The sequence below is a fragment of the Aeromonas sp. 603757 genome (assembly GCF_049171255.1).
GTDB classification, from domain to species: Bacteria; Pseudomonadota; Gammaproteobacteria; order Enterobacterales; family Aeromonadaceae; genus Aeromonas; species Aeromonas veronii_A.
Map to the genome: position 1 here is coordinate 1 of NZ_JAAKOE010000010.1, position 25,684 is coordinate 25,684.

General features: G+C 56.6%; 23 protein-coding genes. 8 read left to right on the top strand and 15 right to left on the bottom strand.

Annotated features, from left to right (window positions below; translation table 11 throughout):
• Window positions 1-527: 527 nt before the first annotated feature.
• Window positions 528-1,724 carry an NnrS family protein gene (locus G5332_RS11095; RefSeq protein WP_227341863.1) on the top strand — a complete coding sequence of 399 codons (1,197 nt, stop codon included), beginning with the start codon at window positions 528-530 and terminating at the stop codon, window positions 1,722-1,724.
• A 16-nt stretch (window positions 1,725-1,740) separates the two neighbouring features.
• On the opposite strand, the gene G5332_RS11100 is transcribed toward G5332_RS11095, so the two are convergent.
• Window positions 1,741-2,310: a helix-turn-helix domain-containing protein gene (locus G5332_RS11100; protein ID WP_421311255.1), complete on the bottom strand. Its 570-nt coding sequence runs from the start codon at window positions 2,308-2,310 to the stop codon at window positions 1,741-1,743.
• 119 nt (window positions 2,311-2,429) lie between these two features.
• Here G5332_RS11100 and G5332_RS11105 point away from each other — a divergent pair, with 119 nt between their 5' ends.
• The gene (locus G5332_RS11105) at window positions 2,430-3,605 is read left to right on the top strand and encodes a benzoate/H(+) symporter BenE family transporter (protein WP_227341861.1); all 1,176 of its coding nucleotides are present in this window, start codon (window positions 2,430-2,432) and stop codon (window positions 3,603-3,605) included.
• 122 nt (window positions 3,606-3,727) lie between these two features.
• The gene (locus tag G5332_RS11110) at window positions 3,728-4,792 is read left to right on the top strand and encodes a DUF3103 family protein (RefSeq protein WP_421311256.1); all 1,065 of its coding nucleotides are present in this window, start codon (window positions 3,728-3,730) and stop codon (window positions 4,790-4,792) included.
• Window positions 4,793-4,861: 69 nt separating this feature from the next.
• Here G5332_RS11110 and metF read toward each other — a convergent pair whose 3' ends face one another.
• Window positions 4,862-5,752 carry a methylenetetrahydrofolate reductase gene (gene metF, locus G5332_RS11115; RefSeq protein WP_005340191.1) on the bottom strand — a complete coding sequence of 297 codons (891 nt, stop codon included), beginning with the start codon at window positions 5,750-5,752 and terminating at the stop codon, window positions 4,862-4,864.
• A gap of 329 nt (window positions 5,753-6,081) precedes the next feature.
• Here metF and G5332_RS11120 point away from each other — a divergent pair, with 329 nt between their 5' ends.
• Window positions 6,082-6,882: a GNAT family N-acetyltransferase gene (locus tag G5332_RS11120; RefSeq protein WP_421172473.1), complete on the top strand. Its 801-nt coding sequence runs from the start codon at window positions 6,082-6,084 to the stop codon at window positions 6,880-6,882.
• Between the two features lie 73 nt (window positions 6,883-6,955).
• Here the strand turns inward: G5332_RS11120 and G5332_RS11125 are convergent, their stop codons facing one another.
• From G5332_RS11125 to G5332_RS11180, 12 genes are all read right to left on the bottom strand, one after another.
• Entirely contained in the window at window positions 6,956-8,473 is a 1,518-nt protein-coding gene (locus tag G5332_RS11125) for an ABC transporter substrate-binding protein (protein WP_421311257.1), read from the bottom strand.
• An 8-nt stretch (window positions 8,474-8,481) separates the two neighbouring features.
• On the bottom strand, window positions 8,482-10,461 hold the full coding sequence (locus G5332_RS11130) for a HAMP domain-containing methyl-accepting chemotaxis protein (protein WP_421231742.1): 1,980 nt from the start codon (window positions 10,459-10,461) through the stop codon (window positions 8,482-8,484).
• Window positions 10,462-10,683: 222 nt separating this feature from the next.
• A complete protein-coding gene (locus G5332_RS11135) occupies window positions 10,684-11,280 on the bottom strand; it encodes an OmpW family outer membrane protein (RefSeq protein WP_227342973.1) in 597 nt (198 codons plus the stop codon).
• Window positions 11,281-11,738: 458 nt separating this feature from the next.
• A complete protein-coding gene (locus tag G5332_RS11140) occupies window positions 11,739-13,415 on the bottom strand; it encodes a sensor domain-containing diguanylate cyclase (protein ID WP_421231741.1) in 1,677 nt (558 codons plus the stop codon).
• A 121-nt stretch (window positions 13,416-13,536) separates the two neighbouring features.
• Window positions 13,537-16,365 carry an excinuclease ABC subunit UvrA gene (uvrA, locus tag G5332_RS11145; protein ID WP_421231740.1) on the bottom strand — a complete coding sequence of 943 codons (2,829 nt, stop codon included), beginning with the start codon at window positions 16,363-16,365 and terminating at the stop codon, window positions 13,537-13,539.
• A gap of 89 nt (window positions 16,366-16,454) precedes the next feature.
• Window positions 16,455-16,769, bottom strand: a complete 315-nt coding sequence (gene csgH / locus G5332_RS11150) for a curli-like amyloid fiber formation chaperone CsgH (protein ID WP_254204223.1) — start codon at window positions 16,767-16,769, stop codon at window positions 16,455-16,457.
• A 110-nt stretch (window positions 16,770-16,879) separates the two neighbouring features.
• Window positions 16,880-18,331 (bottom strand): curlin, encoded by a 1,452-nt coding sequence (locus G5332_RS11155; protein WP_216952160.1) that lies wholly within the window; start codon window positions 18,329-18,331, stop codon window positions 16,880-16,882.
• 34 nt (window positions 18,332-18,365) lie between these two features.
• Window positions 18,366-18,887, bottom strand: a complete 522-nt coding sequence (locus G5332_RS11160; RefSeq protein ID WP_201952781.1) for a curlin — start codon at window positions 18,885-18,887, stop codon at window positions 18,366-18,368.
• 186 nt (window positions 18,888-19,073) lie between these two features.
• Window positions 19,074-19,913 carry a CsgG/HfaB family protein gene (locus G5332_RS11165; protein ID WP_005355003.1) on the bottom strand — a complete coding sequence of 280 codons (840 nt, stop codon included), beginning with the start codon at window positions 19,911-19,913 and terminating at the stop codon, window positions 19,074-19,076.
• Window positions 19,914-19,920: 7 nt separating this feature from the next.
• Window positions 19,921-20,322, bottom strand: coding sequence for a curli assembly protein CsgF (locus G5332_RS11170; RefSeq protein WP_421172477.1), 402 nt, complete (start codon window positions 20,320-20,322; stop codon window positions 19,921-19,923).
• 11 nt (window positions 20,323-20,333) lie between these two features.
• Window positions 20,334-20,777, bottom strand: a complete 444-nt coding sequence (locus G5332_RS11175) for a curli production assembly/transport protein CsgE (protein ID WP_201952785.1) — start codon at window positions 20,775-20,777, stop codon at window positions 20,334-20,336.
• Window positions 20,777-21,424: a LuxR C-terminal-related transcriptional regulator gene (locus G5332_RS11180; protein WP_042080923.1), complete on the bottom strand. Its 648-nt coding sequence runs from the start codon at window positions 21,422-21,424 to the stop codon at window positions 20,777-20,779. Before G5332_RS11180 ends, G5332_RS11175 begins: the two co-directional genes overlap by 1 nt.
• Window positions 21,425-21,850: 426 nt before the next feature.
• Between G5332_RS11180 and G5332_RS11185 the strand changes: the two genes are divergently transcribed.
• Together G5332_RS11185 and G5332_RS11190 are read left to right on the top strand one after the other, a co-directional pair.
• Entirely contained in the window at window positions 21,851-22,429 is a 579-nt protein-coding gene (locus G5332_RS11185; protein ID WP_204480312.1) for a single-stranded DNA-binding protein, read from the top strand.
• Window positions 22,430-22,578: 149 nt separating this feature from the next.
• Window positions 22,579-23,322: a substrate-binding periplasmic protein gene (locus G5332_RS11190; RefSeq protein ID WP_201953071.1), complete on the top strand. Its 744-nt coding sequence runs from the start codon at window positions 22,579-22,581 to the stop codon at window positions 23,320-23,322.
• A gap of 72 nt (window positions 23,323-23,394) precedes the next feature.
• Here G5332_RS11190 and G5332_RS11195 read toward each other — a convergent pair whose 3' ends face one another.
• Window positions 23,395-23,517 (bottom strand): hypothetical protein, encoded by a 123-nt coding sequence (locus G5332_RS11195; protein WP_005306071.1) that lies wholly within the window; start codon window positions 23,515-23,517, stop codon window positions 23,395-23,397.
• Window positions 23,518-23,980: 463 nt separating this feature from the next.
• On the opposite strand from G5332_RS11195, the gene G5332_RS11200 reads away from it, so the two are divergent.
• Both G5332_RS11200 and yjbD read left to right on the top strand, forming a co-directional pair.
• Window positions 23,981-24,883 carry a cation diffusion facilitator family transporter gene (locus G5332_RS11200; protein ID WP_421172478.1) on the top strand — a complete coding sequence of 301 codons (903 nt, stop codon included), beginning with the start codon at window positions 23,981-23,983 and terminating at the stop codon, window positions 24,881-24,883.
• A 146-nt stretch (window positions 24,884-25,029) separates the two neighbouring features.
• Window positions 25,030-25,314: a DUF3811 domain-containing protein gene (gene yjbD / locus G5332_RS11205; protein ID WP_005340165.1), complete on the top strand. Its 285-nt coding sequence runs from the start codon at window positions 25,030-25,032 to the stop codon at window positions 25,312-25,314.
• The last annotated feature ends 370 nt before the right edge of the window (window positions 25,315-25,684 follow it).

Sequence of the window (25,684 nt, forward strand, 5' to 3'; positions counted from 1 at the left end):
GCGTTCAATCTGAGCCATGATCAAACTCTTCAATTTAAGTTTGGTTGCTTCGAAAAGCGGCTCAATGAATTGCTGAATTAACTGCTGCAACTTTCGTTGCTTTGGTCACTTCGTCAGACATTGAAAATCAAAAATTGTTTTTGATGCTCGATGCTGTGAGTGCCCACACAGATTGCTTGATTCAAATTGTTAAAGAGCGTCACGCTTGTCGCGTTGAGGATGCGCATAATACGCCTCTCATTTCGAAAGTCAAGCGATTGTTTTCGCTTTTCTTTCGGCGCCCACTTCACTAGGAAGCTGGCTCATCAGGTAGGCGTGTTCCGCCGTGCTGGTAGGGGCGCATTATAGGGAGCCGCGCCGGGATGACAAGGGCTTTTTCAGCAAAAAAGTTCGTTCGCTCAGATATCAAGCAACCGCCTCTTTTCTTGCTCAAAATGACATCAATCCTGACTATTGCCGGATTTAAATTGAACATTTGAAAAGCCAATTTATAATTGCCATCTCAAATGTTCAATTGGAATGCCCTCATGCATCAAATCCTCGATAGCCATAAGGAAGAGCAAATCGTCCCGCTGTTCCGCTTGGGGTTCCGACCCTTCTTCTTGTTCGGGGCTCTGTTTGCTGCCGTCGCCATGTTGCTCTGGCTGGGGCAGCTCAACGGTTGGCTAACCTTGCCAGGGATTGCCAACCCAATCTGGTGGCATGGTCATGAGATGCTGTTTGGTTTCGGGACTGCCATCGTCGCGGGTTTTCTGCTCACCGCGGTGCAGAACTGGACGGCCCATCCCGGTGTTCGGAGCTGGCCATTGGTAATGGTGGTGGGGGTGTGGATGTTGCCAAGGACCTTGTTACCCTGGCTGGGTGAAGATAATATGCTTCTGATGTTGGCAGACCTGCTCTGGTTGCAGCTTTGCGCTTGGTTCCTTGCCAAGCCTATCTTGATAACCCGGCAATGGCGCAACCTCTTCTTCGTGCCCCTGTTGCTGATACTGACCTTGCTCAATGGTGCCAGCTGGTTATGGCAGGCCGATTGGACCACCGTTGAGCACCTATTGATCACCACTGTGCTGTTGTTTACCACCCTGATCGCCGTGATGGGTGGAAGGGTGATTCCGTTCTTCACCGCCCGAACAACCGGTCAGGAGAAAGCTGCACCTCGACTCTGGCTAGAACGGACTGCGCTCGCGACACAGTGGCTTATCTTGCTCTGCTGGTTGCTGCTCCCCACCCAATGGGTCACCAGCATATATATAGTGCCTCTCTATATAGTGGCGGCGAGTTTGCATCTGTGGCGGCAACTACGTTGGCATCTGCCATCGACCCTTGCGCATCCCCTGCTGTGGTCACTCCATATCGCCTATCTGTTTATCCCTCTTGGCCTGCTCTCCCTTGCGGCACATAGCGCGGGTCTGCCCATCACGTTGTCGATGGCCAGTCACCTGCTCAGCGCAGGCTGTATGGGCACCATGATCCTGGGCATGATTGCGCGAGTCTCCCTCGGCCATAGCGGTCGGGCCTTGCAGGTAGGACGCAGGATCACTGGCGCATTCGCCCTGGTTATCGCTGCCGCCACAATGCGGGTAGCGATTCCGCTGTTCTGGCCTGCTTATACACTGCATGGCTGGAACCTCAGCGCGCTTGCCTGGATCGCTGCCTATGGTCTGTTTGTCTGGGTCTATACCCCGATACTAATCCGCCCCAGAGCAGATGGTCGACCGGGTTGATGACTGCGGAACATGTTCAGGGTGTTGCCAGCGGATAGTGGATCAGGTTGTGGAAGATCGCCGGGGCTATGCCGAGATTCCGATAACCGTGGGGACGATCGGCAGCAAAACGCACCGCCTCCCCTTGCACCAGTGAGCGCCACTCCCCTTCCACCAGCACCTCCATCATGCCGCTGATGACGATGACATGCTCAGTCACTCCCGTCTCATGGGGCTCGGATTCACGCTGGTAACCCGGCAACAGGGTCAGCTCAAGCAACTCGAAACCAAACCGGTTTTCATAAGGAAAGAGCGGCGCAACTTGCATGCCCTCTCCCGCAGGCTGCTGGCGAATGGCATCGGCGGTGCGATAGAGCACCTCCTCCTGCACGGCTGGTGTGGGCTCAATGAAACTGGAAAATGAGACTCGAAAACCGGTGGCTATCTTCCACAGCGTCGCCACCGTTGGGCTGGACTCTCCCCGCTCAATCTGCCCCAGCATCGCCTTGCTGACACCCGTTTCGCGCGCGGCGGCATCCAAGCTCCAGCCGCGCTCGCTGCGCAACCCCTTCAGTCGAGCAGCCAGATGCTGACTCATCTCTTGCATAACTGCCTCTTTATTACTCTTGCATGATGCGACTTGTGCGCTATAGCGCACATAGATATAGTCAAAGCTGTATTGTACGTAATAACGCACAGCGCGTCACAACGCCAAAAGGAAGTCTCATGCCCTTCGCCCTCCCCCATCTGGTCGCCGGCTTTATCGCCGTGATGGTCGGCTACACCAGCTCCGTCATCCTGATCATCCAGGCCGCCACGGCAGCGGATGCTGATACTGCCCAAGTTGCCTCCTGGCTCTGGACGCTGGGGATCGGCATGGGGGTGAGCTGCATCGGCCTCTCTCTCTATTACCGCATACCCATACTAACCGCCTGGTCCACACCGGGCGCGGCACTGCTGATCACCACGCTGGGCAACTTCACTCTGGCGGAAGCCATCGGCGCCTTTGTGATCTCGTCCCTGCTGATCACGCTGTGTGGCATCAGCGGCTGGTTCGACCGTTTGATGAAACATATTCCGGCTCCACTGGCCGCCGCCATGCTCGCTGGCGTGCTGCTCAGATTCGGATTGGATCTATTCAAGGTCGCCCCGCAAGATCCCTTGCTGCTTGGCACCCTGCTGCTGGCCTTCCTGCTGGGTCGTCATCTCTGGCCCCGCTATACCATGGTGCTAGTACTGGGAGTGGGGATGCTGATCTGCAGCGTGCGGGGGGATTTGCAAATGGGCACCCTTCACTGGCAACTCGCCAGCCCGGTCTGGACATGGCCAGCCTTCTCCCTTGATGCTCTGTTTGGTATCGCGCTGCCGCTGTTCATTGTCACCATGACATCGCAAAACATGCCGGGAATTGCCATCTTGCGGGCCCACGGCTATCAGCCTTCCACCTCCTCGCTGATCAGCTGGACTGGCCTGACTGGCCTGCTGCTCGCCCCTTTTGGCGGCTATGCCTTCAATCTGGCCGCCATCACTGCCGCCATCTGCATGGGCAAAGAGGTCGACCCGGATACCAAGCGCCGCTGGCCAGCTGCGGTATGGGCGGGTTGCTTTTATCTCCTGACCGGCTGCTTCGGTGCGACCGTCGCGACCCTGTTTAGCGCCTTTCCGGCAGCCCTTGTCACCTGCGTCGCTGGTTTGGCCCTGTTAGGTACCATCGGCAGCAGCCTGCACTCTGCCTTGCACCAGGATGAAACGCGAGAAGCTGCGCTGCTCACCTTTATCATTACCGCGTCCGGGATCAGCCTGCTCGGCATCGCGGCAGCCTGCTGGGGTCTGCTGATTGGTCTGGCGATCTATCAGTTCCAATCATATCGACAAAGGAATCAATTGAACCTCAAACCGTGAACCTCTGCACACTATCCAGATAAAATGATTCACAAGTGAAACTAATTTCCTTCTAGTGGTGCCAGGGCACCAATCTTCCCGGACATGGTGCCCTGTCAGGTTCCATGCAACGGAGAATAAAAATGAAAAATCAGGCTGTCTTGTTACTACTGGCCATACTGGGTGCTACGAGCGTCCAGGCTGCCGATACGGATCGAGAGCTGGCTCGCCAGCTCGCACTTCAGCAGAAAAACCTGCTGCCCCTGCTGAGCAATCAGCAATACCAGAGCCCGCTTCCCAACCTGCTGCAGAAGGCCAGCCCACGGCTTAAACGGCAGGCGAGCGAGGCCAACCAGGCGGCCATCAGCCGACAAGGACTGGATGGCGAGGTCAAGCAACTGATGCAGTTGCGACTGGCCAACACCGATCAGGCCGCCGCACTGCAACAGGGCGTCGAACCGCTGGTCGCCTATGTTCCAAGTGGAGATGAGAAGAGCTGGAGCGCCATTGAAGCGTTCGACAGCGCTGGCAATCCCGTCTATCTGGATGTGGACAAGGCACCGGCCCGGCCGGTTCTGGTAGTCGAAGCCGATCCCGTCAAAGCCAAGAACGCAGGCTTGAAGGTGATGCGCAAGGCGCTGGCCGATGCGGATCTGCAAAGCGCTCCGCGAGTGGCGGCCAGCACGGCGCCACTCAAGACCAGTATCCTGAAAAAGATCAGATTGAAGGATGATCAGGAGCCCTGGCTGCTCGGCGCAGCCGAAGTGTATGCGGTGGTAGCAGGGGTCAATCCCAGCCGGGATGAGCCTGTGGTCGATATTGTCGACATGCCCTACCTCGACTATGACAACACAGACTACACCCCCAACCAGATCCTGGTTTACTGGGATCGCTATCGCTGGGGTGCCGTCGATGTGGTGATGATGGAGCAGGATGACAACGTCAACTACAAGGAGCTGAGCGCCCTGCTGATTGAAGCTCTCAAACTCGGCTTTACTGCGGGTGGCGTGCCGGAAGCCCTGCCCTTCCTCGATCTCGGCGGTCGCATCGTCAAGGCGCTGCCCGACTCCTGGATGACCAACAACGACGACTATCTGGATACCTTCTACACACTGGAGCAGGATCAGGTCTATCACCAGTATCCGGGGGCTGCCGGTAATGCGGTCATCGATCTTGAGCCAAAAGAGATCGCCCCGACCAGACCTTGATAATCGGCCATAACGAAAAAGCCAATGAGCAACTCATTGGCTTTTTGCTTTTATCGCGGTGACCACCGGTCAACCCTTGGGACGAACCCCCAGAGTATGGCAGATGGCATAGGTCAGCTCGGAGCGGTTCAGGGTATAGAAGTGGAAATCCTTCACTCCTTCCTGGCTCAGCACGCGCACCTGATCGATGGCGATGCTCGCCCCCACCAGATTGCGGGTCATCTGATCGTTATCCAGTCCCTCGAAACGCTGATGCATCCAGCGCGGGATCTTCACGTTGGTAAAACCGGCAAACTTGGCCAGGGTCTGATAGTTGGAGACCGGCAGGATCCCCGGCACGATTTCAGCATCGATGCCGATGGCGGCGCAGCGATCCCGAAAGCGCAAATACGTTTCCACATCGAAGAAGAACTGAGTGATGGCGCGGTTGGCACCGGCATCAATCTTGCGCTTGAGGTTGAGCAGGTCGGATTGCGCACTCTTGGCCTCCGGGTGCCCTTCCGGATAGGCGGCAACCGAGATATCGAAGTCAGCCTCCGACTTGAGCAGGGCAACCAGGTCGGTGGCATACATATCCGGTTTCTCCAGCCCCTGCGGCAAATCACCGCGCAGAGCCACTATATGACGAATACCGCTGTTCCAGTAATCGCGAGCGATGGTGCGCAATTCGTCGCGGCTGGCATCGATACAGGTCAGGTGCGGCGCCGCAATCAGGCCTGTCCGCTCCTTGATGTCCTTGATCACCTTGTGGGTGCGATCACGGGTACCGGAGTTGGCGCCATAAGTAACAGAGACGAACTTGGGTTCCAGCACTTTCAGCCGTTCGATGGACTGCCAGAGGGTATTCTCCATCCCTTCACTGTTGGGCGGAAAAAACTCGAAACTGACCGATATATCGCCATTCAAATCTGCCAAGCTCTGGTTGAGCGCCTCAACCTGACGTGCACTGTGAAATCCCATCTGCTCTTCTCCCTGTCCTGCAATCCATCTGCCTACGTCAAAACGGATGTTTGGACGTCTAAACGTCTTTATATTTATGAGCAAAACGACACAAAGTCAACAGGGATTTACCTCACATCCGATCTGACGAACTTCATATTTACAAAATTAACGGTACGTAACCGAAAAGTGCCCATCCCAAAATCGCCCCAGTCGAGTTATGATGGAGGCAGATCGTCCTGGACGTTCTGAATCTGCGTGTGATTGTTTGGCCGGAGGTTTCTCCGGCCCCTTTTCATCTATTTCCCACTCCTGCCGATAACAGAATGAGTCTTTGCAGGAGCACCATCATGGATACCCACCCCGGCTTTGCCACCGACTTGCTGTTCGATCGCTATCAGGGCGAGGTTGTTCAGCACGATCAGTTCTGGGCGGTTCGCACGCCGGATGCTCCCGGCTATTACTTCGGCAACTACCTGCTGCTCCCCAACCCACCCAGCGACCGTGACAAAGGCTGGCTGGAAGCCACATTTGATCAACTGATCGGCCAGGATCCTCGAGTGCGCCACCGCACCTTCCAATGGCCACTGGCGGCCGGACAAAACAGCCGGATCGCCGGTTTTGTCGCAACAGGTTACCAATATATGGAGTGCGTGGTACTGGCGCTGGATGAACAGAGCTGCCCACCTCCTCACGACGACATGAACAAGGTTGAGGCACGCACCTTCACTACTGCTGATTGGCCTGAGTGGCTCGACTTCGAACTCAATGAACGGGATGAGGGACACTCGGAACAGAGCTATCTTCCCTATCTGCGATCCCGCCAGGCGCTCTATCAGGCCATGATTGCCGATGGTCTCGGGGACTGGTGGGGGATCTGGAAAGAGGAACAACTGGTCGCCAGCTGTGGCCTCTTCTTTTGCGGCACACTTGGGCGCTTCCAGTTGGTACGCACGCACCATGCGTGGCGCAATCAGGGGTTATGCCGCCAGCTGCTGAGTCAAGTGGCTCGCGCAGGATTATCCCGTGCCAAACAGCTGATCATAGTGGCTGACGAGCATTACCATGCCCAGCGCATTTACCGCTCTCTGGGGTTTGCCCCGGTTGCCCGCATCGGCAGCCTCTGCCGCTGGCCCCACGAAGCACAATAAAGCGATACATGCTGGCCGCGAGCCATAAAAAAACGGGAGGCTGATGCCTCCCGTTTTTATTGATGCAGATGACCTATTGCTGTGGCTGCTGTGGCGCCTCCAGCTCGTTGGAGAGCGCCTGTTCCACCTCATCCGACGGCGCCGGTAATGGGGCAGCGGCCGCTGATGCGGGTTCTGCGGGAGTCACAGCTGGTGCCACCACGGCCGATGTTTCACTGGTCGCGGGAGCTGCGGACACCTCAGTCGTCGGCGCTGAAACTGGAGCAGGAGCAGGAGCAGGGGCAGGGGCAGGGGCAGGGGCAGGGGCAGGGGCAGGGGCAACCGTATCACACTGACAATCCGCGCTCTTGGCCTTGTTGCCCTGATGAGGGGCATACCAGCCCTTCAAGCCACCTTCCAGTCGATTTGCGGCAGCTTTGGGCTCCATCTTGCCAAGCAACACAGCCTGACTCACCTCGGCCAGTTCATCCCCCAACTTGGGCGTACCACGGGAGAGGATCTGGGTCGCCACCCGAATGGTCGAGTCACACTGATCGCGCCACTCCATCATCTCTTTGGCCGCCGGATTGGTGACATCGAAGAAGTGGTTGGAGAGGGAGAAGAATCCCGGCAGCGAGTTGGTATAGAGATCGGCAAATTGCGGCGTCGTCAGCCACTGCAGGAAAGCCATCGCCCCCTCTTTGTTCTTGCTGGCCGGGTTCATCCCCATACCGATATCGGTGTGGTCGGTAAAGAAACAGCCATCACCCTGTTTGGCCACCGGCGGGCGCATGACGCCAAAATCGACCTTGCCGGTGAAGGGAGCAATCTCCCAGGAGCCCGCCACGTAGAAGGCGGCCTTGCCCGAGGTAAACAGCTCGTTGCTGGTCGCATAATCGCGGCTCTCGCCACCTTCACCGAGGTAGGAACGCCAGCGGGCCAGCTCGTCGAACACCTTCACATATTGGGGGTTGTCCAACCGCTCCTGCCCGCCGATCAGTGCCAGACGGCCGTCCTCCCCCTTCCAGTAGTTGGGGCCAATGTTCTGGAACCCCAGTTCGGAGGCAACCCAGCTCTCGGAACCACTCATGGCCAGCGGCACATAGCGACCGTCGGCCTTGATCTTGTCCAGCACGGCGAAGAACTGATCGCGGGTTTGCGGCAAGGTGAGCCCCAACTCACTGAAAATCTTCTTGTTATAGAAGAAGCCATGGATCACCGAGGCCATGGGTACGCAGAAGGTCTGGGCTCCGGAATCCGTCTGCCAGGGTGACTGGGCAAAACTCGGGAAGTTCTCCATCCCCGCCATCTCGGTCAGCTCGGCCAGATGGCCCGCCTTGAACAGGGCAAGCGAATCATCAAACGGACGACAGGTAATGAGATCCCCAGCCTTGCCGGCCTTCAGGTTCTCCAGCAAGGTAGGCATGTAGTTAACGTTCTGCACCGGATGAAAACTCACCTTGATGCCGGGATGCGCCGCTTCAAACGCCGGGATGATTTTCTGCTCCCACAACGCCTTGTCATCGGTTCGCCAGCTTTCAATCACCAGCTCGCTGGCCATCAGCTGGCCACACAACAGGAGACTCAGGGCTCCAATCCACTTTTTAGACATAAGCCCTCCTAGACCTTGAAATGTGCGATCAATTGCTGCTGTTTGGCGACCAGGTCGGCCAGTACTTCGCTGCTGCTGGCAGATTCACGCGCCTCCCGCTCTGTCTCGTATGCCACATCGGCAATACCGGCGATATGACGAGCGACCCCCTGACTGACGGAGATCTGCTCCTGTGCGGCATGGGCCACCTGATCCGCCATCGACTTGATGGCTCCCATCCGATCGGCAATGGATTGCAACGCCACATCCATCTCGCGGGTCTGCTCGACACAGCTCTGGGTCTGCTCCTGGCTGCGCCCCATCACTTCAACCACATGCTTGCTGGAGCTCTGCAGGTTCTCAATCATCCCCTGGATCTCTTCGGTCGAAGTCTGGGTGCGATTGGCCAGCGCCCGCACCTCATCGGCCACCACAGCGAAACCGCGGCCGGCATCGCCGGCACGGGCAGCTTCGATGGCAGCGTTCAAGGCCAGCAGGTTGGTCTGCTCGGCAATACTGCGGATCACATCGAGAATGCTGCCGATGTTGTTGCTGAATTCGCCCAGCTTGTAGGTGATGCCGACCGCCTCCTCCATGGCGCCAGCCAGCTGCTCGGTGATCCGGCGAGTGGTGGCCACTTTCTGGCGACCATTGCGCGCCTCTTCATCGGCCAGATCCACTTCCCGCTTGGTGCCATCGGTAGAGCGGGCCACCTCGGTGGCGCTCACTTCCAGCTCGGTAATGGCGGCGGCCACCTGATCGGTCTGGCTCTTCTGCTCCTGTACCCGGGACATGGCCCGTTCGCTGATCTCGGCGGCGCGGCTCGCTTCATCCACCAGATGACGGGAGCCCGCATTGATTTGAGAGAGCAGCTCGCCGGTCTTGCCCGCCAGCGTATCGATGGAGCGAGAGAGGCTGCCAAATTCGCAACTGCTGCGGTAGTTGATGCGGCGGGTCATGTCGCCGGCCGCCATGCAATCGAGCTCCTTGTTGATCATCTGCAACGGGCGCTGAATGCTGCGCGCCGTGGTATAGCCGATCACCAGTGCGGCAGCGGCCGACATCGCGGCAACCACCAGGATCCAGAAGCTGGCACTGCTGACCGCGGCATCGGCGTTGATCCGACTATCGCTAGCGATGGCACCGGCGGACTTGCCCATCTCATCGAGCAAATTGAGGCTGTTGACCAGACTGGCATCCAGCTGCTGATTTTGCGTGGCCAGCGACAGCTCCAGTTGCTGAGCCTGACGCATGGTCGCCAGCAAGCCCTGAGCGCCGAGCGCCAACTCCTGCATCCGATCCAGATTGGAGACAAAGCGCGCTTTTACATCATCGGGCACCACTACCCGCTCCAACCGCTTGCGGGCCATTTCGATGTCCTTGCTCAACACCTTTTCCAGCTCATTCAGGTCGGTTTTGGCATCGGCACGGCGGATATTCTTCAGATCGCGGGCGATACCCGAGGTAATAAGCTCCGCCTTGTTGCGCATGGAGCGCTTGCTGGCGGCCTGTTGCAGCAGCAGATCCGCCGCCCACTGGTAGGTATCCTCAAGACGGATAAATTCCATCTCCAGCTTGTGGCGCTGCTCCAGCGCACTGACCCACTGCCGATGCTGGGCCAACACCTGATCCGCCAAGCCATAAAATTGGGTGGTAGCACTCTCGACCTGCTGGAAGCGGGCACGAGCATCCGCTACATCGGTAAATTTACCCATCTCCTGACTCAGCTGGGCGAAGCGGTTCTGTTGCTCCTTGAACTGATTGGCCAGCTGCGGCAACTGGGCAGCATCTTCACTGGTGCGGTAGACCAACACCCAGCGGTTACTATCCTGCAGTGCCCCCTTTAGACCTGCGACAGCCACCACCAGCGGGGTTGCGCGGTCAGATACGGCAGAGAGGCCGTCATTTATACCCTTGATTTTAAAGGTACTGATCACACCAAGCAGGATCAGCAACAGCAGCATCAACACGAATCCGGCGATGATCCGCTGCACGATAGATAAGCCCATGGAGACATCCTCACTCATTGGGGGAAGGTAAAGTGAACATAGTCACTATCGGCAGGGGTGGCGAATAACTGAAATAAAGCGGCAGGTATTTAATTGATTTGTATCGGGTTGGATCACAGTCCAGACAAAATCAGCCATACGAAAAAAGCCCGGCACAAGCCGGGCTGAAAGAGACGTACTTTGCTATCTTCCGCGGTCCGATCAGAGCCGCAGTCAGAATCATTAGAAGCGGTAGCCAACACCCACCATAAAGGCCATCGGGTCGACCTTGGTATTAATGGTGCCAATCGCAGTATGCACATCGGTATCGATATCCATGATCCAGGCTGAACCGTTGACAAACCAGCGGTCAGTGATCGCCATATCGATACCAACTTGTCCGGCAACACCCCAGGAGTCATCGACTTTGACATCGGTTCCTGACAGTGCACCACGACCCTCTTCATCAAAGAAGGTGGTGTAGTTCACGCCAATACCGACATACGGGCGAACCTTGCTTTGAGCATCGCCAAAATAGTACTGACCCATCAGAGTCGGCGGCAAATGCTTGATCTTGGCAACTTCAGCGCCACCCAGTTTGACTGAATGAGAGAAGGGGGTTGCAGCCAGCAATTCGACACCCCAGTTATCAGTAATCATGTAAGAGAGAGTCAATCCCAATTGCATGTTGTCATTAATTTCCAGCTCTACAGGCGTGCTGCTTTCCTGCGGCGATACAAATGCCAAACCACCACGAACCAGAATGTCGCCAGCCTGATGGGCCATGGCGAAAGGAGAGGCCACTGCAGCGGCAATCATCAGAGGAAGTAATTTTTTCATCACGTAATCCCTTTTTTTGTTTTCATTTGATGCTGTAAGCCCGCTGACTATATGCCCTTGTAAATGCAAAGTTATTGACTTGAAGCAAAGGTTGCGCGGAAATAAATCGATTGGTGTGACATCTTTGCGCGCCATCCCAATCTCCTTGAGCCCCCAGACAACAAGCCGGAATACCTGTTGCGACAGGTTGTAACTAACCCCATTCAGCGCCAAAACAAGCAAGCAAACCACACCTTATCGCTCGGCAGAGTGGCTATTAATTGTTGTTAATATGGGCAAACCAGCGTATTTTTTGCGCCATGCAAGTTACTGGGAAGTAATGGTTTATTTATGAAAAATGAGTCGAAATGGCAAAAGGTGGGGGCCTTTCTCGCGGCCGTTTGGGGGATCGGATCCTTTCTCTTTATCCTGCTCGGTTTTATTGTCGCCCTAGCCTATCTGGTATTGGTCCGGCAGGGCTAATCCGGGCTGACAGTATGTTGCAACGCAAGACTATTCCCTTCGACAAGTTGCTCCGGGGTCTGTTCCATCACCTCCCGAACAGACAGAGTGCCCGAATAGCCACAGCATCGATTACGGCCCCTCAGTTTTGCCTGATAGAGCGCCAGGTCGGCCAGCTTGAAACTGTGGCTCCAGAAGGTATCGGGGCACGCCGGATGCAGAGGATACCGACAATATCCCGATGAAACCGTTAACCATAGCGGCCTCTCCTCCGAACCGAAACGGTGCTGAACAACACGAAGCCTCAGATAATCGGCACGCTGTACCAACTCTTGCTCATTATCCACCTGCAACAGGAGTAAAAACTCCTCCCCTCCCAACCGGATAACGGGCTCGGCGTCACTCACCACCAGCTTGTGCAGCAGTTCTGCCAGCTGCTGCAACACCAGATCACCCATATCATGACCAAATCGGTCGTTGATCCGTTTGAAATGATCGAGATCGAGCAGCAACAGCTGACAAGGGCGGGCCCAATTGTCTTGCAACCAGCTATCCAGATAGCGACGATTGAAACAACGGGTCAAGGGGTCGGTGAATGCCGCCATCTCCATCTGGCTGGATTTTTCCAACAAATCATCGTGTTGCTGACTGACCTTGCTGGCCATCTCCTTGAACTTGCCGCTCAAGGTCGCCATCTCGGCGCTGCTGTCGATATAGGGGATCAAGGTGGCATCTGGCCGATCGCCAAAGCGTTGCAGCGCCGACACCAGCTGCTGCAACGGGGTAAGCACAATGCTGTTGAGCCGGTACATGGCGATCATGACGCAGATAAAACTGATAAACAGCATGCCGATAAAGGTCCAGAGCGCCCCCTCCATGACGCCACTCAAGATCTTTCTCTCCTCCTCAATCACCAGAGTCAGCACCGGCTGGTTATCGCTGTTGAGCAGTCGCACCTCTCCCCTGAGCCGGGTGAGCCCAAGGTCGATCAGGCGATACGTTATTTGCGGTTTCAGTGGTTTGAAGGTAGCGGTGACATCCAGATTGGCGTGGGAGATCGCCAGTGGCAGCGCGGTACGCTCCGATACCTGCTCGAGATAGGCCTTGTCGAGCCAACGTACAACCAGCAAGAAACCGTTGAACGGTGCCGACTCGTCACTGTTTCTGATCGGCTGCCACGAGTACATCAGCGGCCCCCACTGGGAAGCACGGATCCCATGCAGATTGATGCCCCCTTGCGCCACCGAGCGCGCCCTTAACTGCTTTTTCAGTTCATCAAGGAAGTAGGGAAACTGGTCCGGATTGATCCCCGGCGCATCGGGTAGCAGGGTTCGCGTCCAGATTTCGTAACCGGCGAGATCCATGAAGCTCATCAGGTTGAGACTAAAATCCCGCATCGGCATATCACTGAACAGGTTGGATTCGATGTACGCCCTGCTTTTGTTGTCCATAAAACGGTGACTGTCATCCCAGATGCCCCAATCCCGACTGAATGCATCCAGAGCGGCCACATCCGCCTGCACCGCCTTGGTCACGCGCAGCAGATGCTCCTTCATTCGCTGCTCTTCAATCCGGCTGGCAGCCGGGATCTGGGCCCACGCCAGCAGGACCAGCAATAGCAGGATCGCCCCCAGCCAGATGGGGAACATGGAGTAAGCCAACTGATGATCAATCGTGCGCGGAGCCTGAGCCATAACCCGATATATCCATTACCATGATGCTGAGATGCCAAGCCTGCCCACACTTGACGAGCTTCCCCCTATGCTCCCGATTTTTATAACAAAAAGGGGCCAAAGGCCCCTCGATTATAACGGCTTATCGCGCCAATAGTGGCCGCAAAAAACGAGCTGTATGAGACTCTTTATTGGTGCAAATCTCTTCCGGCGTCCCCGTCACCAGAATGCGGCCACCACCGGCGCCTCCCTCCGGTCCCAAATCGACGATCCAGTCGGCAGTTTTTACCACATCAAGGTTGTGCTCGATGATGACGATGGTGTTGCCGCGATCCCGCAACTGGTGCAGCACCTTGAGTAGCTGCTGGATGTCGTGGAAGTGCAGCCCGGTGGTCGGCTCATCCAGAATGTAGAGAGTCTGACCGGTGTCCCGCTTGGAGAGCTCACGCGCCAGCTTGACCCGCTGCGCCTCGCCGCCCGACAGCGTGGTGGCCGACTGGCCGAGACGGATATAGGAGAGGCCCACATCCATCAGGGTCTGCAGCTTGCGCGCCACTGCCGGTACCGGATCGAAGAACTCGCGGGCATCTTCCACCGTCATCTCGAGGATTTCGTGGATGTTCTTGCCCTTGTACTTCACCTCCAGCGTCTCGCGGTTGTAGCGCTTGCCCTTGCAGACGTCGCACGGTACGTAGACGTCCGGCAGGAAGTGCATCTCCACCTTGATGACTCCATCCCCTTGGCACGCCTCGCAGCGGCCCCCTTTCACGTTGAAGGAGAAGCGGCCCGGCTGGTAGCCTCGGGAACGCGCCTCCTGAGTGCCGGAGAGCAGCTCGCGGATCGGGGTAAACAGGCCGGTGTAGGTGGCCGGGTTGGAGCGTGGGGTACGACCGATGGGGCTCTGGTCGATATCCACCACCTTGTCCAGATGTTCCAGCCCCTCGACACTGCGATAGGGTGCCGGGGTGGATTCGGTGGCCTTGTTCAACTCGCGGTGAGCAATGCGGAACAGGGTATCGTTAATCAGGGTCGACTTGCCGGAGCCGGAGACGCCGGTGACGCAGGTCATCACTCCGATCGGCAGATCCAGGTTGACGTTGCGCAGGTTGTTGCCGCTCGCCCCCTTGAGCTTCAACCACTTGCCGATGAGCGGCGTGCGCTCGGCAGGAATGGCGATCTGCTTGCGACCGGAGAGGTAGTCACCGGTGAGTGACTCGGGATTGGCAATGATCTCCTCCGGCGTACCCTGCGCGACGATGGCCCCGCCGTGTACCCCGGCTCCCGGGCCGATATCGAGCACATGGTCCGCAAGGCGGATAGCGTCCTCGTCGTGCTCCACCACGATCACCGTGTTGCCGAGATCACGCAGATGAGTGAGGGTTTTGAGTAGCCGTTCATTGTCGCGTTGGTGCAGGCCGATGGAGGGCTCGTCGAGTACATACATCACCCCCACCAGACCGGCACCGATCTGGCTGGCCAGTCGAATGCGCTGCGCTTCCCCACCGGAGAGGGTCTCGGCACTGCGCGACAGGCTCAGGTAGTTGAGACCGACGTTCACCAGGAAGCCGAGCCGCTCGACGATCTCTTTCAATATCTTCTCGGCAATCTGGGCACGCTGGCCGGTGAGGTTCAGCCCCTCGAAGAAGGCCAGTGCATCGCCGATGGACTGCTCGGCAATGGCCGGCAGGTTGCGGTTGTCGACAAAGACGTGGCGCGCCTCCTCCCGCAGCCGGCTGCCACCGCAGCTTGAGCAAGACTTGTTGGCGATGTATTTGGAGAGCTCTTCACGCACCGAATTGGACTCGGTTTCCCGGTAGCGCCGCTCCATGTTGTGCAGGATCCCCTCGAACGGGTGCTTGCGCACCACCACGTCGCCGCGGTCGTTCATGTAGCGGAACTCGATCTCGGTGCGACCGGAGCCACGCAGGATCACCTCCTGGGTCTTGAGCGGCAGATCCTCCCACGGCGTCTCCAGATCGAATTTGTAGTGCTCGGAGAGAGATTTCAGCATCTGGAAGTAGTAGAAGCTGCGCTTGTCCCAGCCACGGATGGCGCCGTTGGCCAGGCTGATGGCCGGATCGCCGATCACCTTGGCCGGGTCGAAATATTGCTGCACGCCCAAACCATCACAGGTGGGACAGGCACCGGCCGGGTTGTTGAAAGAGAAGATGCGCGGCTCCAGCTCCGACATGGAGTAGCCGCACTCCGGGCAGGCGAAGTTGGCGGAGAAGGTCATGGGAGCAACCCCCTCCTCCCCGTCCATCGGCACCACCAACACGATACCACCGGATAGGGTCAGCGCCGTCTCGAACGACTCGGCCAGACGCAAGGCAAGGTCATCGCGCACCTTGAAGCGGTCCACCACCACCTCGATGGTGTGCTTCTTGTGCAGCTCCAGCGCGGGAGGGTCGGATAGATCGCACACCTCGCCGTCGATACGGGCACGGATATAACCCTGCGCCGCCAGATTCTCCAGCAGCTTGGTGTGTTCCCCCTTGCGGTCACGCACCACCGGGGCCAGCAGCATCAGCTTGCTCCCCTCCGGCTGGGCCAGTACCTGATCCACCATCTGGCTGATGGTCTGGGCGGCAAGCGGAATGGCATGGGTCGGGCAGCGCGGCTCACCGACCCGGGCGAACAGCAGACGCAGGTAGTCGTAGATTTCGGTGATGGTGCCGACGGTCGAGCGCGGGTTATGGGAAGTGGACTTCTGCTCGATGGAAATGGCGGGCGAAAGCCCCTCGATATGGTCGACGTCCGGCTTCTCCATCAGGGAGAGGAACTGGCGAGCATAGGCGGAGAGGGACTCCACATAGCGGCGCTGCCCCTCGGCATAGAGGGTATCGAACGCCAGAGAGGATTTGCCCGAGCCGGAGAGGCCGGTGACCACGATCAGCTTGTCGCGGGGCAGGGTCAGATTGATGTTCTTGAGGTTGTGGGTGCGAGCACCCCGGACCACGATCTTTTCCATCTTGTTGCACGCTCGATACAGAAACCTGAGCGAGTCAGTATGGCATAGAGACTACTGGATGAATAGACAGTCATGAGATGAAATGCGCATCATCCGGCGCACGCCATCTGCTCTTTTTTCTCCACCAGCAGCCGCTCGTTTTGCCATATCAGAGCGGTGACCTCGACCCGATAGGGACAACGCAAACCCAGCCCTATTTTGCCAACCGCCATGACCACTCCAGCCTGCAGCGACAGATTACGGCTCTGGCGCTGAGTCGTGCTCCCGGCCGCCCCTTCGCCATGCACCAGCAAGCTGACACTCACCGTCAAGTCGCGCTTGCTGAGCAGCGTTGGCGCAAGTGACAGCCCCTGCTCGTTCTGCGCAATATTGAGGGACAAGCGGATCGACGGATCGGGCTCCATCTCGTTTCCCCTAGCGCTTGCTGGGGAAGCGACGCGATGAACCAGCATCAACCCACAGAGCAGCACCAATAAAAGAGGGGCCCGCAGGCCCCTGAATCCGGAGATGACCATCAGTTGCTACCAGCCCCTTGATAGACATAGGCATGGTTATCGCTGCCCAATACGGTCACATTGGCAGTATTAAAGCTTTCGTTTTGCACCACATCAACGGTGTTGCGCCCCCCACCAACCCCAGCATTGACGTAGACATTGGCCTCGTGCTCAGCGCCGTTCTGGGTTACGGTGAGCTTGTTCTCGCTACCCAAGTAGGACTCAACCTTGGCATTGTTCAACTCACCATCCTGGGTCACTTTGACCACAGACTCAGAGTGAGACGCATCGGCATAGGCCCAGTTGTCAGTGCCTTTCTGAGCAACGACCAGCTCGTTGTCCGAGCCCCAGGTCCAGGCGCCTTTGCCTTCACCATCACGAGCAGAGGCAACCTGGTTACCAGTTCCGTTCTGGTCGATATCGATGGTATTGCCGCTGCCTGCTTGTTGCACTGCATTGGCATAGTTGTCATTACCTACCTGATCAATGGTGACCGCACCATCGGTACTGCTGGCTAACTGGTTGACCACGGCCTTGTTGTCATCACCTGTCTGGTTGACCAAGGCATCATTGCCAGTACCTTGCTGGTCGGTCTCAATCCGGTTGCGATTACCATCCTGTGTCAGGTCAGCAAACTCCCCGGTTCCAGACTGTTTGGCCAACAGGCCGTTGCCATTCCCGGCATCAGACCCTTGCTGCAGAGTCACCACTTCACCGCGGGTTCCACTTTGCTCAACAGTCGCTACGTTGGCACTATCGTATTGAGTGACGTCTGCATTGTTCAAAGAACCACTCTGAGTCACCACTGCAGATGTTCCTTCCGCCGGTGCATAGTCATAGTTACCGGTTGCCTGCAGCACCTTGGTGATATTGCTCTCTCCACGTTGTACCACTTCGGCGTTGGCTCCATCAGCCGCTGTCTGGGTCACGTCAGCCTGGTGAGCCCCCCCTTCTAGCTGCTGTACACTCGCCCGAGCGAAATCGGATATCTGGTTATTAATGACAGCCCGATTACCATCCGAGATTTGAGTGATCCTGGAGTCAGCTAAGTCACCATTATCTTGCTTGATCTTGGCGTCGTTGCGATCCCCATCCTGCACAACCCCGGCAACCGCACCGCCATTCTCAAATTGCTGAATCACATCAGCAAAGTTGTCGTTCCCCTTTGTATCGATGGAGGCTTTGGAGAGGTTAGTGTCACCTTGTTGCAAGATGTAACCCTCGTTACTGTCACCTACCTGCCGAGTATCGGCATCTGACTGGCCGGTATTCTTTTGAGTGGTAACAGCTGTGTTGTTGTTACCAGCTTGATCGATGTTAGCCTTGTTATCGACGCTTCCCACCACCTGGTTAATGGTGGCGATATTGCCGCTCTGGGCCTGGTTCACCGTAGCCTGGTTGCCAGTAGATGCCGCCCAAGCGGTGCTGGTCGCCAGAAGAACTGCCGAGGCAATGATGGTACGTTTAAACATGATTTCCCTCTCGTGCTAATGGTTGAGCCTAGGCTCAGTTGGTTTGAACGACATTTACTTGCTGATTGGCCCCCATCTGGATGACGGTGGCCGTTAATCCGATTCCGTTCTGCTCGATGCTGGCCTGATTGCCATCACCCAGCTGGATCGCCCGGGCCTGATTGTCTGCCCCTTGCTGACTGATCCAGGCTTCATTGCCGCTGCCTTGTTGCAGCAGCCAAATCCGGTTATTGATGCCCGCCTGATAGAGTTCGGCGCTATTGCCCTCACCCAGTTGCGCACCATTGACCCAGTTCTCATCTCCTACCTGGGAGAGCGCCAACTCATTGGCCCAACCCTGTTGCAGCAGGCGCGCCTGATTCAGCTCCCCTTGCTGGGTGAGGTGCAGTTGCTGCTCGCTACCGAGTTGCCACAACAGCGCCTGATTCCCGTCGTTCTGCAAACCGGAATCCAGCTCGCTTGCCATCGCCAGCTCATCAAAGACGGCAGGCTCTGCGGCGAGTTGCGGGGCGCCCGATATCAGCAGAAAAAAGAGAGCACTCAACAGATGTTTCATCGCGCCATCGCCTTGTTGGAAAACGCCCACAGTATCCCTGTCAGACAAGAGGCGGCCTATCAGGCACTCCGCTGATTCGAGGATGAAAAGCGCCGCCCTGTCGTTGAGCAGAAAGTCTTAAGTCGTATTCGATAGAGGCCAAAAAAATGCCCTCCACCAGGGAGGGCATTGCGAGAGCGGGAAAACTCAAAGCAGCGGGGCGTTGTCTTGCAGGTACTCCTGCAGGATCGGATTGTCGATATCCCGCTGGTCGGCCAGTTGCCACAGATTGTCCCGCACGCCATTGGCAATCAGCCGGATCACCCCGGACTCGATAGCCGACATGACACACATCTGTACCGGCTCATTGGTGCTGAAACCGGCCTCGGCCTCCAGCAGGCGCTTGTACTCGACGAAGCGGAATACCCCTGCCTGCACCTGTTGCGACAGCACTGTCTTGGAGGTGGTGACACTGTTCAGGATCCGGCCTGAACGGATATCGACGGCTCGCAGATTGACCGTCACCTGATCGACCCGGTACTCCCCGCTGGCACCGATGCCAAAATACTTGGCCCCCGCCCCGCCGGTGCGCACATTGCTGTCATAGGCGACGATCCCCCCCTCGATCAGGATGTTGGCGGCGACCAGCGAGGGCAGTTGATTGGCATTGTTGCCGGGAACGTTGGGCTTGTTCTGGGCCGCCCGCACAATCTTGCGTTCGGTCAGCAGGTTCTGCAGCCCCTCCCGCTCCAGCGGCACAAACCATTGGGAATCCCACAAAGCCGTGCTCAGCATGGCGACCCCGCCCTGGGTGACCGCCGTGGAGAAGTTGGATGCCGGTGCTGGCAGATACTGACCGGTCTGATCGCGAAAATCGTAGACGGCCGCGACAATTTTCCCTTTTGGCTTGGGCAGACTGATCAGCTCCTTGTAAGAGACGGATCGCGGCATCAGGGTTGCCTTCTCATCGGCAACGGGCGAGCCGATATGGGTCGCACAGCCAGCCAGCGCAAGCAGGGGCACTATCAATAACAGTTGTCGTTTCATCGCGCCCTCAGTCGGCAATCAGGCCATTCACTTCGATCATGGTGGTCTGGTTGGTCACCAGGTCGGTGATCGAAACCACCAGAGTGCCATCTTCATCCACCACATTGATGGCAAAATCATCGGTCACCAGACTGCCACTCTGGCTGCCATCCTTGCCGATATCGGCCAGCAGCTGGCTGATCAAGCGGGATTGCAGGTTGGAGGTCAGGCGATCCAGCGCCGAGGTACCGCTGCTACCGCTGCCACTGGCGGGATCCTTGTAATCATTCTGCGCATTGGCGGTGCCAAGCAGATGACTGCTGTTGAGAGGGTTACCCCCAAAGCTGGGGTTGACGGGGCGATAGACAAGCTCCGACGCATGGAGCGCTGGCGCTATCAGTGCTGCAACTAGCAATAACCGGGCACGCATGAGAAATATCCTTATAGTTCATCATGTTCCAAATCGAAGGTATCCATGAACAGGGTCGCGATCTTCTGCTGTTCGAGGGTCTGCCTGACCTGTGACCAAGCCAGTTTGGCGCTCTGCTCCTGCTGATTGCGGCCGGGAGAGAGCGCGGTTTTAAAAATCACCTTCCGGTTATGGGTGATCCAGATCAGGCTGCCCCAGCGAGCAGTCGGGCGCTCATGAATCGTCAGATTTTCTCTGGCATTCGGGTCTTCATCACTGCGCAACCGGGTAAATTCGTTATAAAAGCCCTGACCGAAGCGGGTAAAAGTGCGGTCCAGCACCAAACCATCCACATCCAGCCGATCACTCTCCTGCTCCGGCTGTACCGACTCCAGCGGAGCATCGGCCTCGGCCGCCACAACGGTCGTGAAGCCCCAGAGCAGCACAAGGCAACATGCCAGAGAGAACGCTTTCATCAGTGGGAGTCCGGAGCATCGAGATACTCTTTGGCCCAGCTCACCGCCTGGATCCGGTTCTTCACATTCAGCTTTTTAAAGACGTTATAGAGGTGGGATTTGACGGTGTGCTCGCTGACAAACAGGCTGTCGGCGATCTCGACATTGGAGGCACCCGTCATCAGATAACGGATGATCTCCTGCTCTCTGGCGGTCAGCAGGGTGTCGTTACGCAGCAGGTAGCTATTGCCCTGGCGATAGTATTCGACCAGCTCGCACAGCAGGTGACGCGGCATCCAGTACTCGCCCAACAGGATTTTCTGCAACCCGGCAACCAGTCGGTCGAGCGGATCCTGACGGAAAAACAGACCACAGATCTGCGGCCACATAAGCAGCAGGTCGCGATCCGTCGCAGTAGGAGCATTGAGCAGCACGGTGGTCGCCATGCCAAAGCGTTCGGAGATCGCCCGGTTCCAGCCCAGTGACTGGCCAGAGCGGATATAGTCGAGATCGATGAGAAACAGCGTGCCGTCACACTGGTTATCTAGCTGATTAATCTCGTGGATTAGCTGGACGGGACGGCTCAAATGAGAGATGAGATAGGCAGCAAATGTGCTGGCCTGCACATTATTTTCAGTGACCAGTGCGATCGGGCATGCGGCTTTCATTGTGTGCTCTTCCTTGAACCTGTAAACCACCTAATCTGGCCGACTGAGTCTACCAAGGAGGTATGGGAGCACAATATTAAAAAAGTATGAGAATGGATCTCATAAATATCGTAACCATATGTTTTTAGTCGATTTAAAAACTGTTCCCAATTCGCCAATCTGCCAGCATAACAGGAATATATGGCAGAAATGTGATGCAGGATGCGCCGAAAAAAGATGCAACCCGACCATCACCACAGCAGGAGCCAACCGTTGCCTTTGGCACATCAAGCCGGTTAAGGATGCTGCCAATCCGCTTCGCAACTGTTACTATGACCGTCACATGCGTCTGCGGGACATTGCGCCCCGCACACAGCAACTAATCAGGTATCTAGTCGTGTTGGACCAGGTTTCGACCTGGCCGGTAAATAAGGTGGAAGAGAGATTATGGCCAGTCGAGGCATCAATAAAGTCATTCTGATCGGTAACCTCGGGCAAGACCCGGAAGTACGCTACATGCCGAGTGGCGGTGCTGTGACCAACATTACTCTGGCCACCTCTGAAACCTGGCGCGACAAGCAGACCGGTGAGCAGAAAGAGCGCACCGAATGGCACCGTGTCGTCTTCATGGGCAAGCTGGCCGAAGTGGCTGGCGAGTACCTGAAGAAAGGCTCCCAGGTCTATGTGGAAGGCAAACTGCAGACCCGCAAGTGGCAGGATCAGAGTGGCCAGGAGCGCTACACCACTGAAGTGCTGGTCGACAGCTTCACCGGCGTCATGCAGATGCTGGGTGGCCGTCCGCAAGGTGGTCAGGGCATGGGCCAGAACATGGGTGGCCAACAAGGTGGCTGGGGTCAACCGCAGCAAGCCATGCAGCAGCCGATGAATCAGCAGCGTCCGGCACCGGCTCCGCAGCAGAACATGCAGCCGCAAGGCGGTTATGGCCGTCCTGCCCAGCAGCCGCAATCTGCGCCGCCGGTATATAACGAGCCACCGATGGATTTCGACGACGATATCCCGTTCTAAGAACAGAATATTGAAAAGGCCCTGATAACTCAGGGTCTTTTTTTATGCACTCAGGCTGAACCACTCAGCCCGAAAGGGATATAACGCTTTATGGTTGCTTCCCCTACAGTGATGGATATTCTCCACAGGAGCGCTTTGTGCAAAGTGCAATGAAACTGCTCACCCCTTTATTGTTCCTGCTGACCAGCATGCTGCCCGGTCAGTTGCTGGCAACGCCACTCAAGGTCGGGGTCAGCTTTGCCATCCCCCCTTATGTCATCGAAAGTAATCAGAGTGGCATCGAGCTGGATCTGCTGAAAGAGGCGTTCGCTGGCAGCGGCTATGAGCCCAGCTTTGAATTTCTGCCACTGGAGCGTACCTTCCGCCTGTTCGATTCAGGAAAGCTGGATGCCATCATCAACGTCAGACCCGGTATGGTTGATCCCCATTTTCTGTCCCAGCCCGTTATCACCTTCCATAACCGGATCTTCACCCTGCGCAGCACCCACATCAGTACCTTGGACGATCTGCATTCAAAACGGGTCACCGCCTTTCAACGGGCAAGAACCATTTTGGGGGGCTCGTTCGCCACCATGGCCAACCAGAATCCCCACTATGAGGAGGTAGCCAAGCAGCAGGTACAAGTGCACCAACTGATGCGCGGCAGGGTGGATGCCGTCGTACTGGAGGAGCGGGTGTTCTACTACTACCTCGACCAGCTGATTGCCACCGCCCAGGCAGGCGAGCACTACGAGCGCAATCAGGTCAGGCAAGCAGACCTCTTCCCGCCCACCGTCTATCACTTTGCCTTCCGAACGGCCGATGCCCGCAATCTGTTTGATAAGCGCCTTGAGGCGATGCGTCAGGATGGTCGTTATCACCAGATTTTCGCAGCTTACGGCGCCACACCGTGAGCCACAAACATAAAAGCCAGCCGGTAAGGGCTGGCTTTGTACTGGCTCCGAAGGAACAGCAGTAGGGGAGCGTTACTTCATTGCGCTGCCGTTTTTCAGTTCTGCTTTCTGACGTTTGGCTTCGCGTTTCTCTTTCAGTGACATCTGCGGTTTTTTCTTGGCATCTTTGCCGTTGTGATGTTCTTTGTTACTCATCATCAAACTCCAAAAATGTTACCCAGACAGTTGGTTCCTCATGGGAGCCAGCATGCCATCCGAATCATCAACTTCAGTACGCTTGGTGGGATGGTGCAAGACCATCACCAGACCCAGCATACCCTCCAGCGGCATCCGGATCCAGCCTCATTCTCGTCCAAAAAATGTCGCGCGCAGCCCCTTGAGCGGGGAGGCCAAACGACCTCGACAGGAAAGACCAAAAAAGAGTAATTCGCATTATTAAATGTTGTCACGCTTATATTAAGCCATCGTAGGCTAGATATTTTCACGGATAAATATAAATCCCTCTCATTATTTATTGCCGCGCAAGAGGCCACCATTTTAATAAGCATTCGCAATATCACCGGAAACATCAGGTTACAACACCGAATAGGTTATTTCCGGTCAGCCGGATATAATGCGCGCCGCACCGAAATATCCGTTTTTATTCAGGAAGCTGTACATGAACAGAAAAACCAGAGCCGCCATGGTGTCGGTCTGCTCCAATATAAGTCTGATCATCATGAAAATGGTGGCCGGGTTCGCCAGCGGCTCGGTCAGTATCATCTCGGAGGCGATCCACTCCGCCATGGATCTGGTGGCGGCCCTGATCGCCCTGTTCGCGGTGAAAAAGTCCGATCTCCCGCCCGATGAACACCACCCCTATGGTCACGACAAGATTGAAAATGTCTCCGGCGTCATCGAAGCACTGCTTATCTTGCTGGCCGCGGGCTGGATCATCTTCGAAGCCGTCGACAAGCTGATCACCCCCAGCTCCATCGAGAGCATTGGCTGGGGCGTACTGGTGATGGTGATCTCGGCGCTGGTCAACAGCGGCGTCTCTGCCTACCTCTACAAGGTGGCCCGAGAGGAGGAGTCGGTCGCGCTGGCTGCCGATGCGCTTCATCTCAAGGCGGATGTGCTCACTTCAGCCGGGGTCGCCGTCGGTCTTGGCGGGATCTGGCTGGCCGGTCTGTTCGGCTACTCCCTCGCCATCCTCGACCCGCTGGTCGCCATTGCGGTCGCCATCTTTATTGTCAGAGAGGCGATCAGCATGCTCAACGAGGCCTTCCAGCCGCTGATCGACCAGAGTATGAGCCCGGAAGAGCTGGCGATGACCAGCCGCATCATCACCGAATGCTGCCCTGCCGCCAGCGGTTTTCACGATCTGCGCAGCCGTCGTGCCGGTCGTCGCCGCCATATTGACTTCCATCTCACACTGCCCCCGGAGATGAGCATCGGTGAAGCACACGATATCTGTGATCGCATCGAACACGCCATCATGGAGCAACTGCCCCACGCCATTGTGCTTATCCACGTCGAGCCGGAGGAGCAAGAGCTGCCCTCACCGCTCGCCATAAATTGAAATGTGGCAAACAGGCGGGAAAGTGGCAGCGAAATAACGGAAAGTTGGCACAAACCCGCATTTTTACTGCCGGAAAGCCGATTGCATAAGAAGTGATCGGCACAACTGTGTTAGGGTGTCTAACCACCCTGCCGCAGGAGCGCGCCGTGAAAAAGCTGGAAATGAAAGATCTGACCGAGGCCGAAAAAGCCGAGATAGCCTTGTTATTGCAAAAGGCACAAGCCAATGCAGACCACCAGCTGACCAACGGAGAGCGGAACAAGATCCGTGAAGAGGGTCGCCTGAAAATTGTGGCCGACCGCGCCGAAGCGGCCAAGGCAGCCTCCAAGCTGGCTCGCGAGAAAGCCAAAGAGCGCGCCAAGAACCAGGTGCTGCCGGAAACCTTCAGCTGGATTGATTCGGTCAGCAACAAGTTTCGCAGCAAACGCTGATCCCTTCTTGCAAAACGCCCGCTGGCACTTGGTGCCAGCGGGCGTTTGCATGTCTGGGCAATGCTCGATGAGCCAAATTTGGCGCCGCCATTGATTTGCAGCTCAGAAGCTAATCGCAGCAGCAAAGAAGTGATTTACATTGCGCGTTAGAGAAAACGCCAACTGACAATCCCCATCTATCGCCAGCTTTTCATTTTTTCTCATATTTTTTGCCAGAACTGGCTACATAGTCAGGACAAAAAAGCCGAATCTGACTTGCCACAGGGTGATATGAGTCCTCACTGATTTTTCTATGCCGTTGAAATGCATCATGTTTACTATAAAAAATGATATTTTTGGCTGTTACAAAACATTAATATCGAGATAAAGT

Coding starts and splice junctions, on each gene's coding strand:
- G5332_RS11135 (WP_227342973.1), bottom strand. CDS start 11,280: ATGAAAAAATTACTTCCTCTGATGATTGCCGCTGCAGTGGCCTCTCCT.
- G5332_RS11095 (WP_227341863.1), top strand. CDS start 528: ATGCATCAAATCCTCGATAGCCATAAGGAAGAGCAAATCGTCCCGCTG.
- G5332_RS11200 (WP_421172478.1), top strand. CDS start 23,981: ATGAACAGAAAAACCAGAGCCGCCATGGTGTCGGTCTGCTCCAATATA.
- G5332_RS11180 (WP_042080923.1), bottom strand. CDS start 21,424: ATGAAAGCCGCATGCCCGATCGCACTGGTCACTGAAAATAATGTGCAG.
- G5332_RS11165 (WP_005355003.1), bottom strand. CDS start 19,913: ATGAAACGACAACTGTTATTGATAGTGCCCCTGCTTGCGCTGGCTGGC.
- G5332_RS11110 (WP_421311256.1), top strand. CDS start 3,728: ATGAAAAATCAGGCTGTCTTGTTACTACTGGCCATACTGGGTGCTACG.
- G5332_RS11195 (WP_005306071.1), bottom strand. CDS start 23,517: ATGAGTAACAAAGAACATCACAACGGCAAAGATGCCAAGAAAAAACCG.
- G5332_RS11170 (WP_421172477.1), bottom strand. CDS start 20,322: ATGCGTGCCCGGTTATTGCTAGTTGCAGCACTGATAGCGCCAGCGCTC.
- G5332_RS11185 (WP_204480312.1), top strand. CDS start 21,851: ATGGCCAGTCGAGGCATCAATAAAGTCATTCTGATCGGTAACCTCGGG.
- G5332_RS11175 (WP_201952785.1), bottom strand. CDS start 20,777: ATGAAAGCGTTCTCTCTGGCATGTTGCCTTGTGCTGCTCTGGGGCTTC.
- uvrA (WP_421231740.1), bottom strand. CDS start 16,365: ATGGAAAAGATCGTGGTCCGGGGTGCTCGCACCCACAACCTCAAGAAC.
- G5332_RS11105 (WP_227341861.1), top strand. CDS start 2,430: ATGCCCTTCGCCCTCCCCCATCTGGTCGCCGGCTTTATCGCCGTGATG.
- G5332_RS11120 (WP_421172473.1), top strand. CDS start 6,082: ATGGATACCCACCCCGGCTTTGCCACCGACTTGCTGTTCGATCGCTAT.
- G5332_RS11100 (WP_421311255.1), bottom strand. CDS start 2,310: ATGCAAGAGATGAGTCAGCATCTGGCTGCTCGACTGAAGGGGTTGCGC.
- G5332_RS11160 (WP_201952781.1), bottom strand. CDS start 18,887: ATGAAACATCTGTTGAGTGCTCTCTTTTTTCTGCTGATATCGGGCGCC.
- csgH (WP_254204223.1), bottom strand. CDS start 16,769: ATGGAGCCCGATCCGTCGATCCGCTTGTCCCTCAATATTGCGCAGAAC.
- G5332_RS11140 (WP_421231741.1), bottom strand. CDS start 13,415: ATGGCTCAGGCTCCGCGCACGATTGATCATCAGTTGGCTTACTCCATG.
- G5332_RS11190 (WP_201953071.1), top strand. CDS start 22,579: ATGAAACTGCTCACCCCTTTATTGTTCCTGCTGACCAGCATGCTGCCC.
- G5332_RS11125 (WP_421311257.1), bottom strand. CDS start 8,473: ATGTCTAAAAAGTGGATTGGAGCCCTGAGTCTCCTGTTGTGTGGCCAG.
- metF (WP_005340191.1), bottom strand. CDS start 5,752: ATGGGATTTCACAGTGCACGTCAGGTTGAGGCGCTCAACCAGAGCTTG.
- G5332_RS11155 (WP_216952160.1), bottom strand. CDS start 18,331: ATGTTTAAACGTACCATCATTGCCTCGGCAGTTCTTCTGGCGACCAGC.
- G5332_RS11130 (WP_421231742.1), bottom strand. CDS start 10,461: ATGGGCTTATCTATCGTGCAGCGGATCATCGCCGGATTCGTGTTGATG.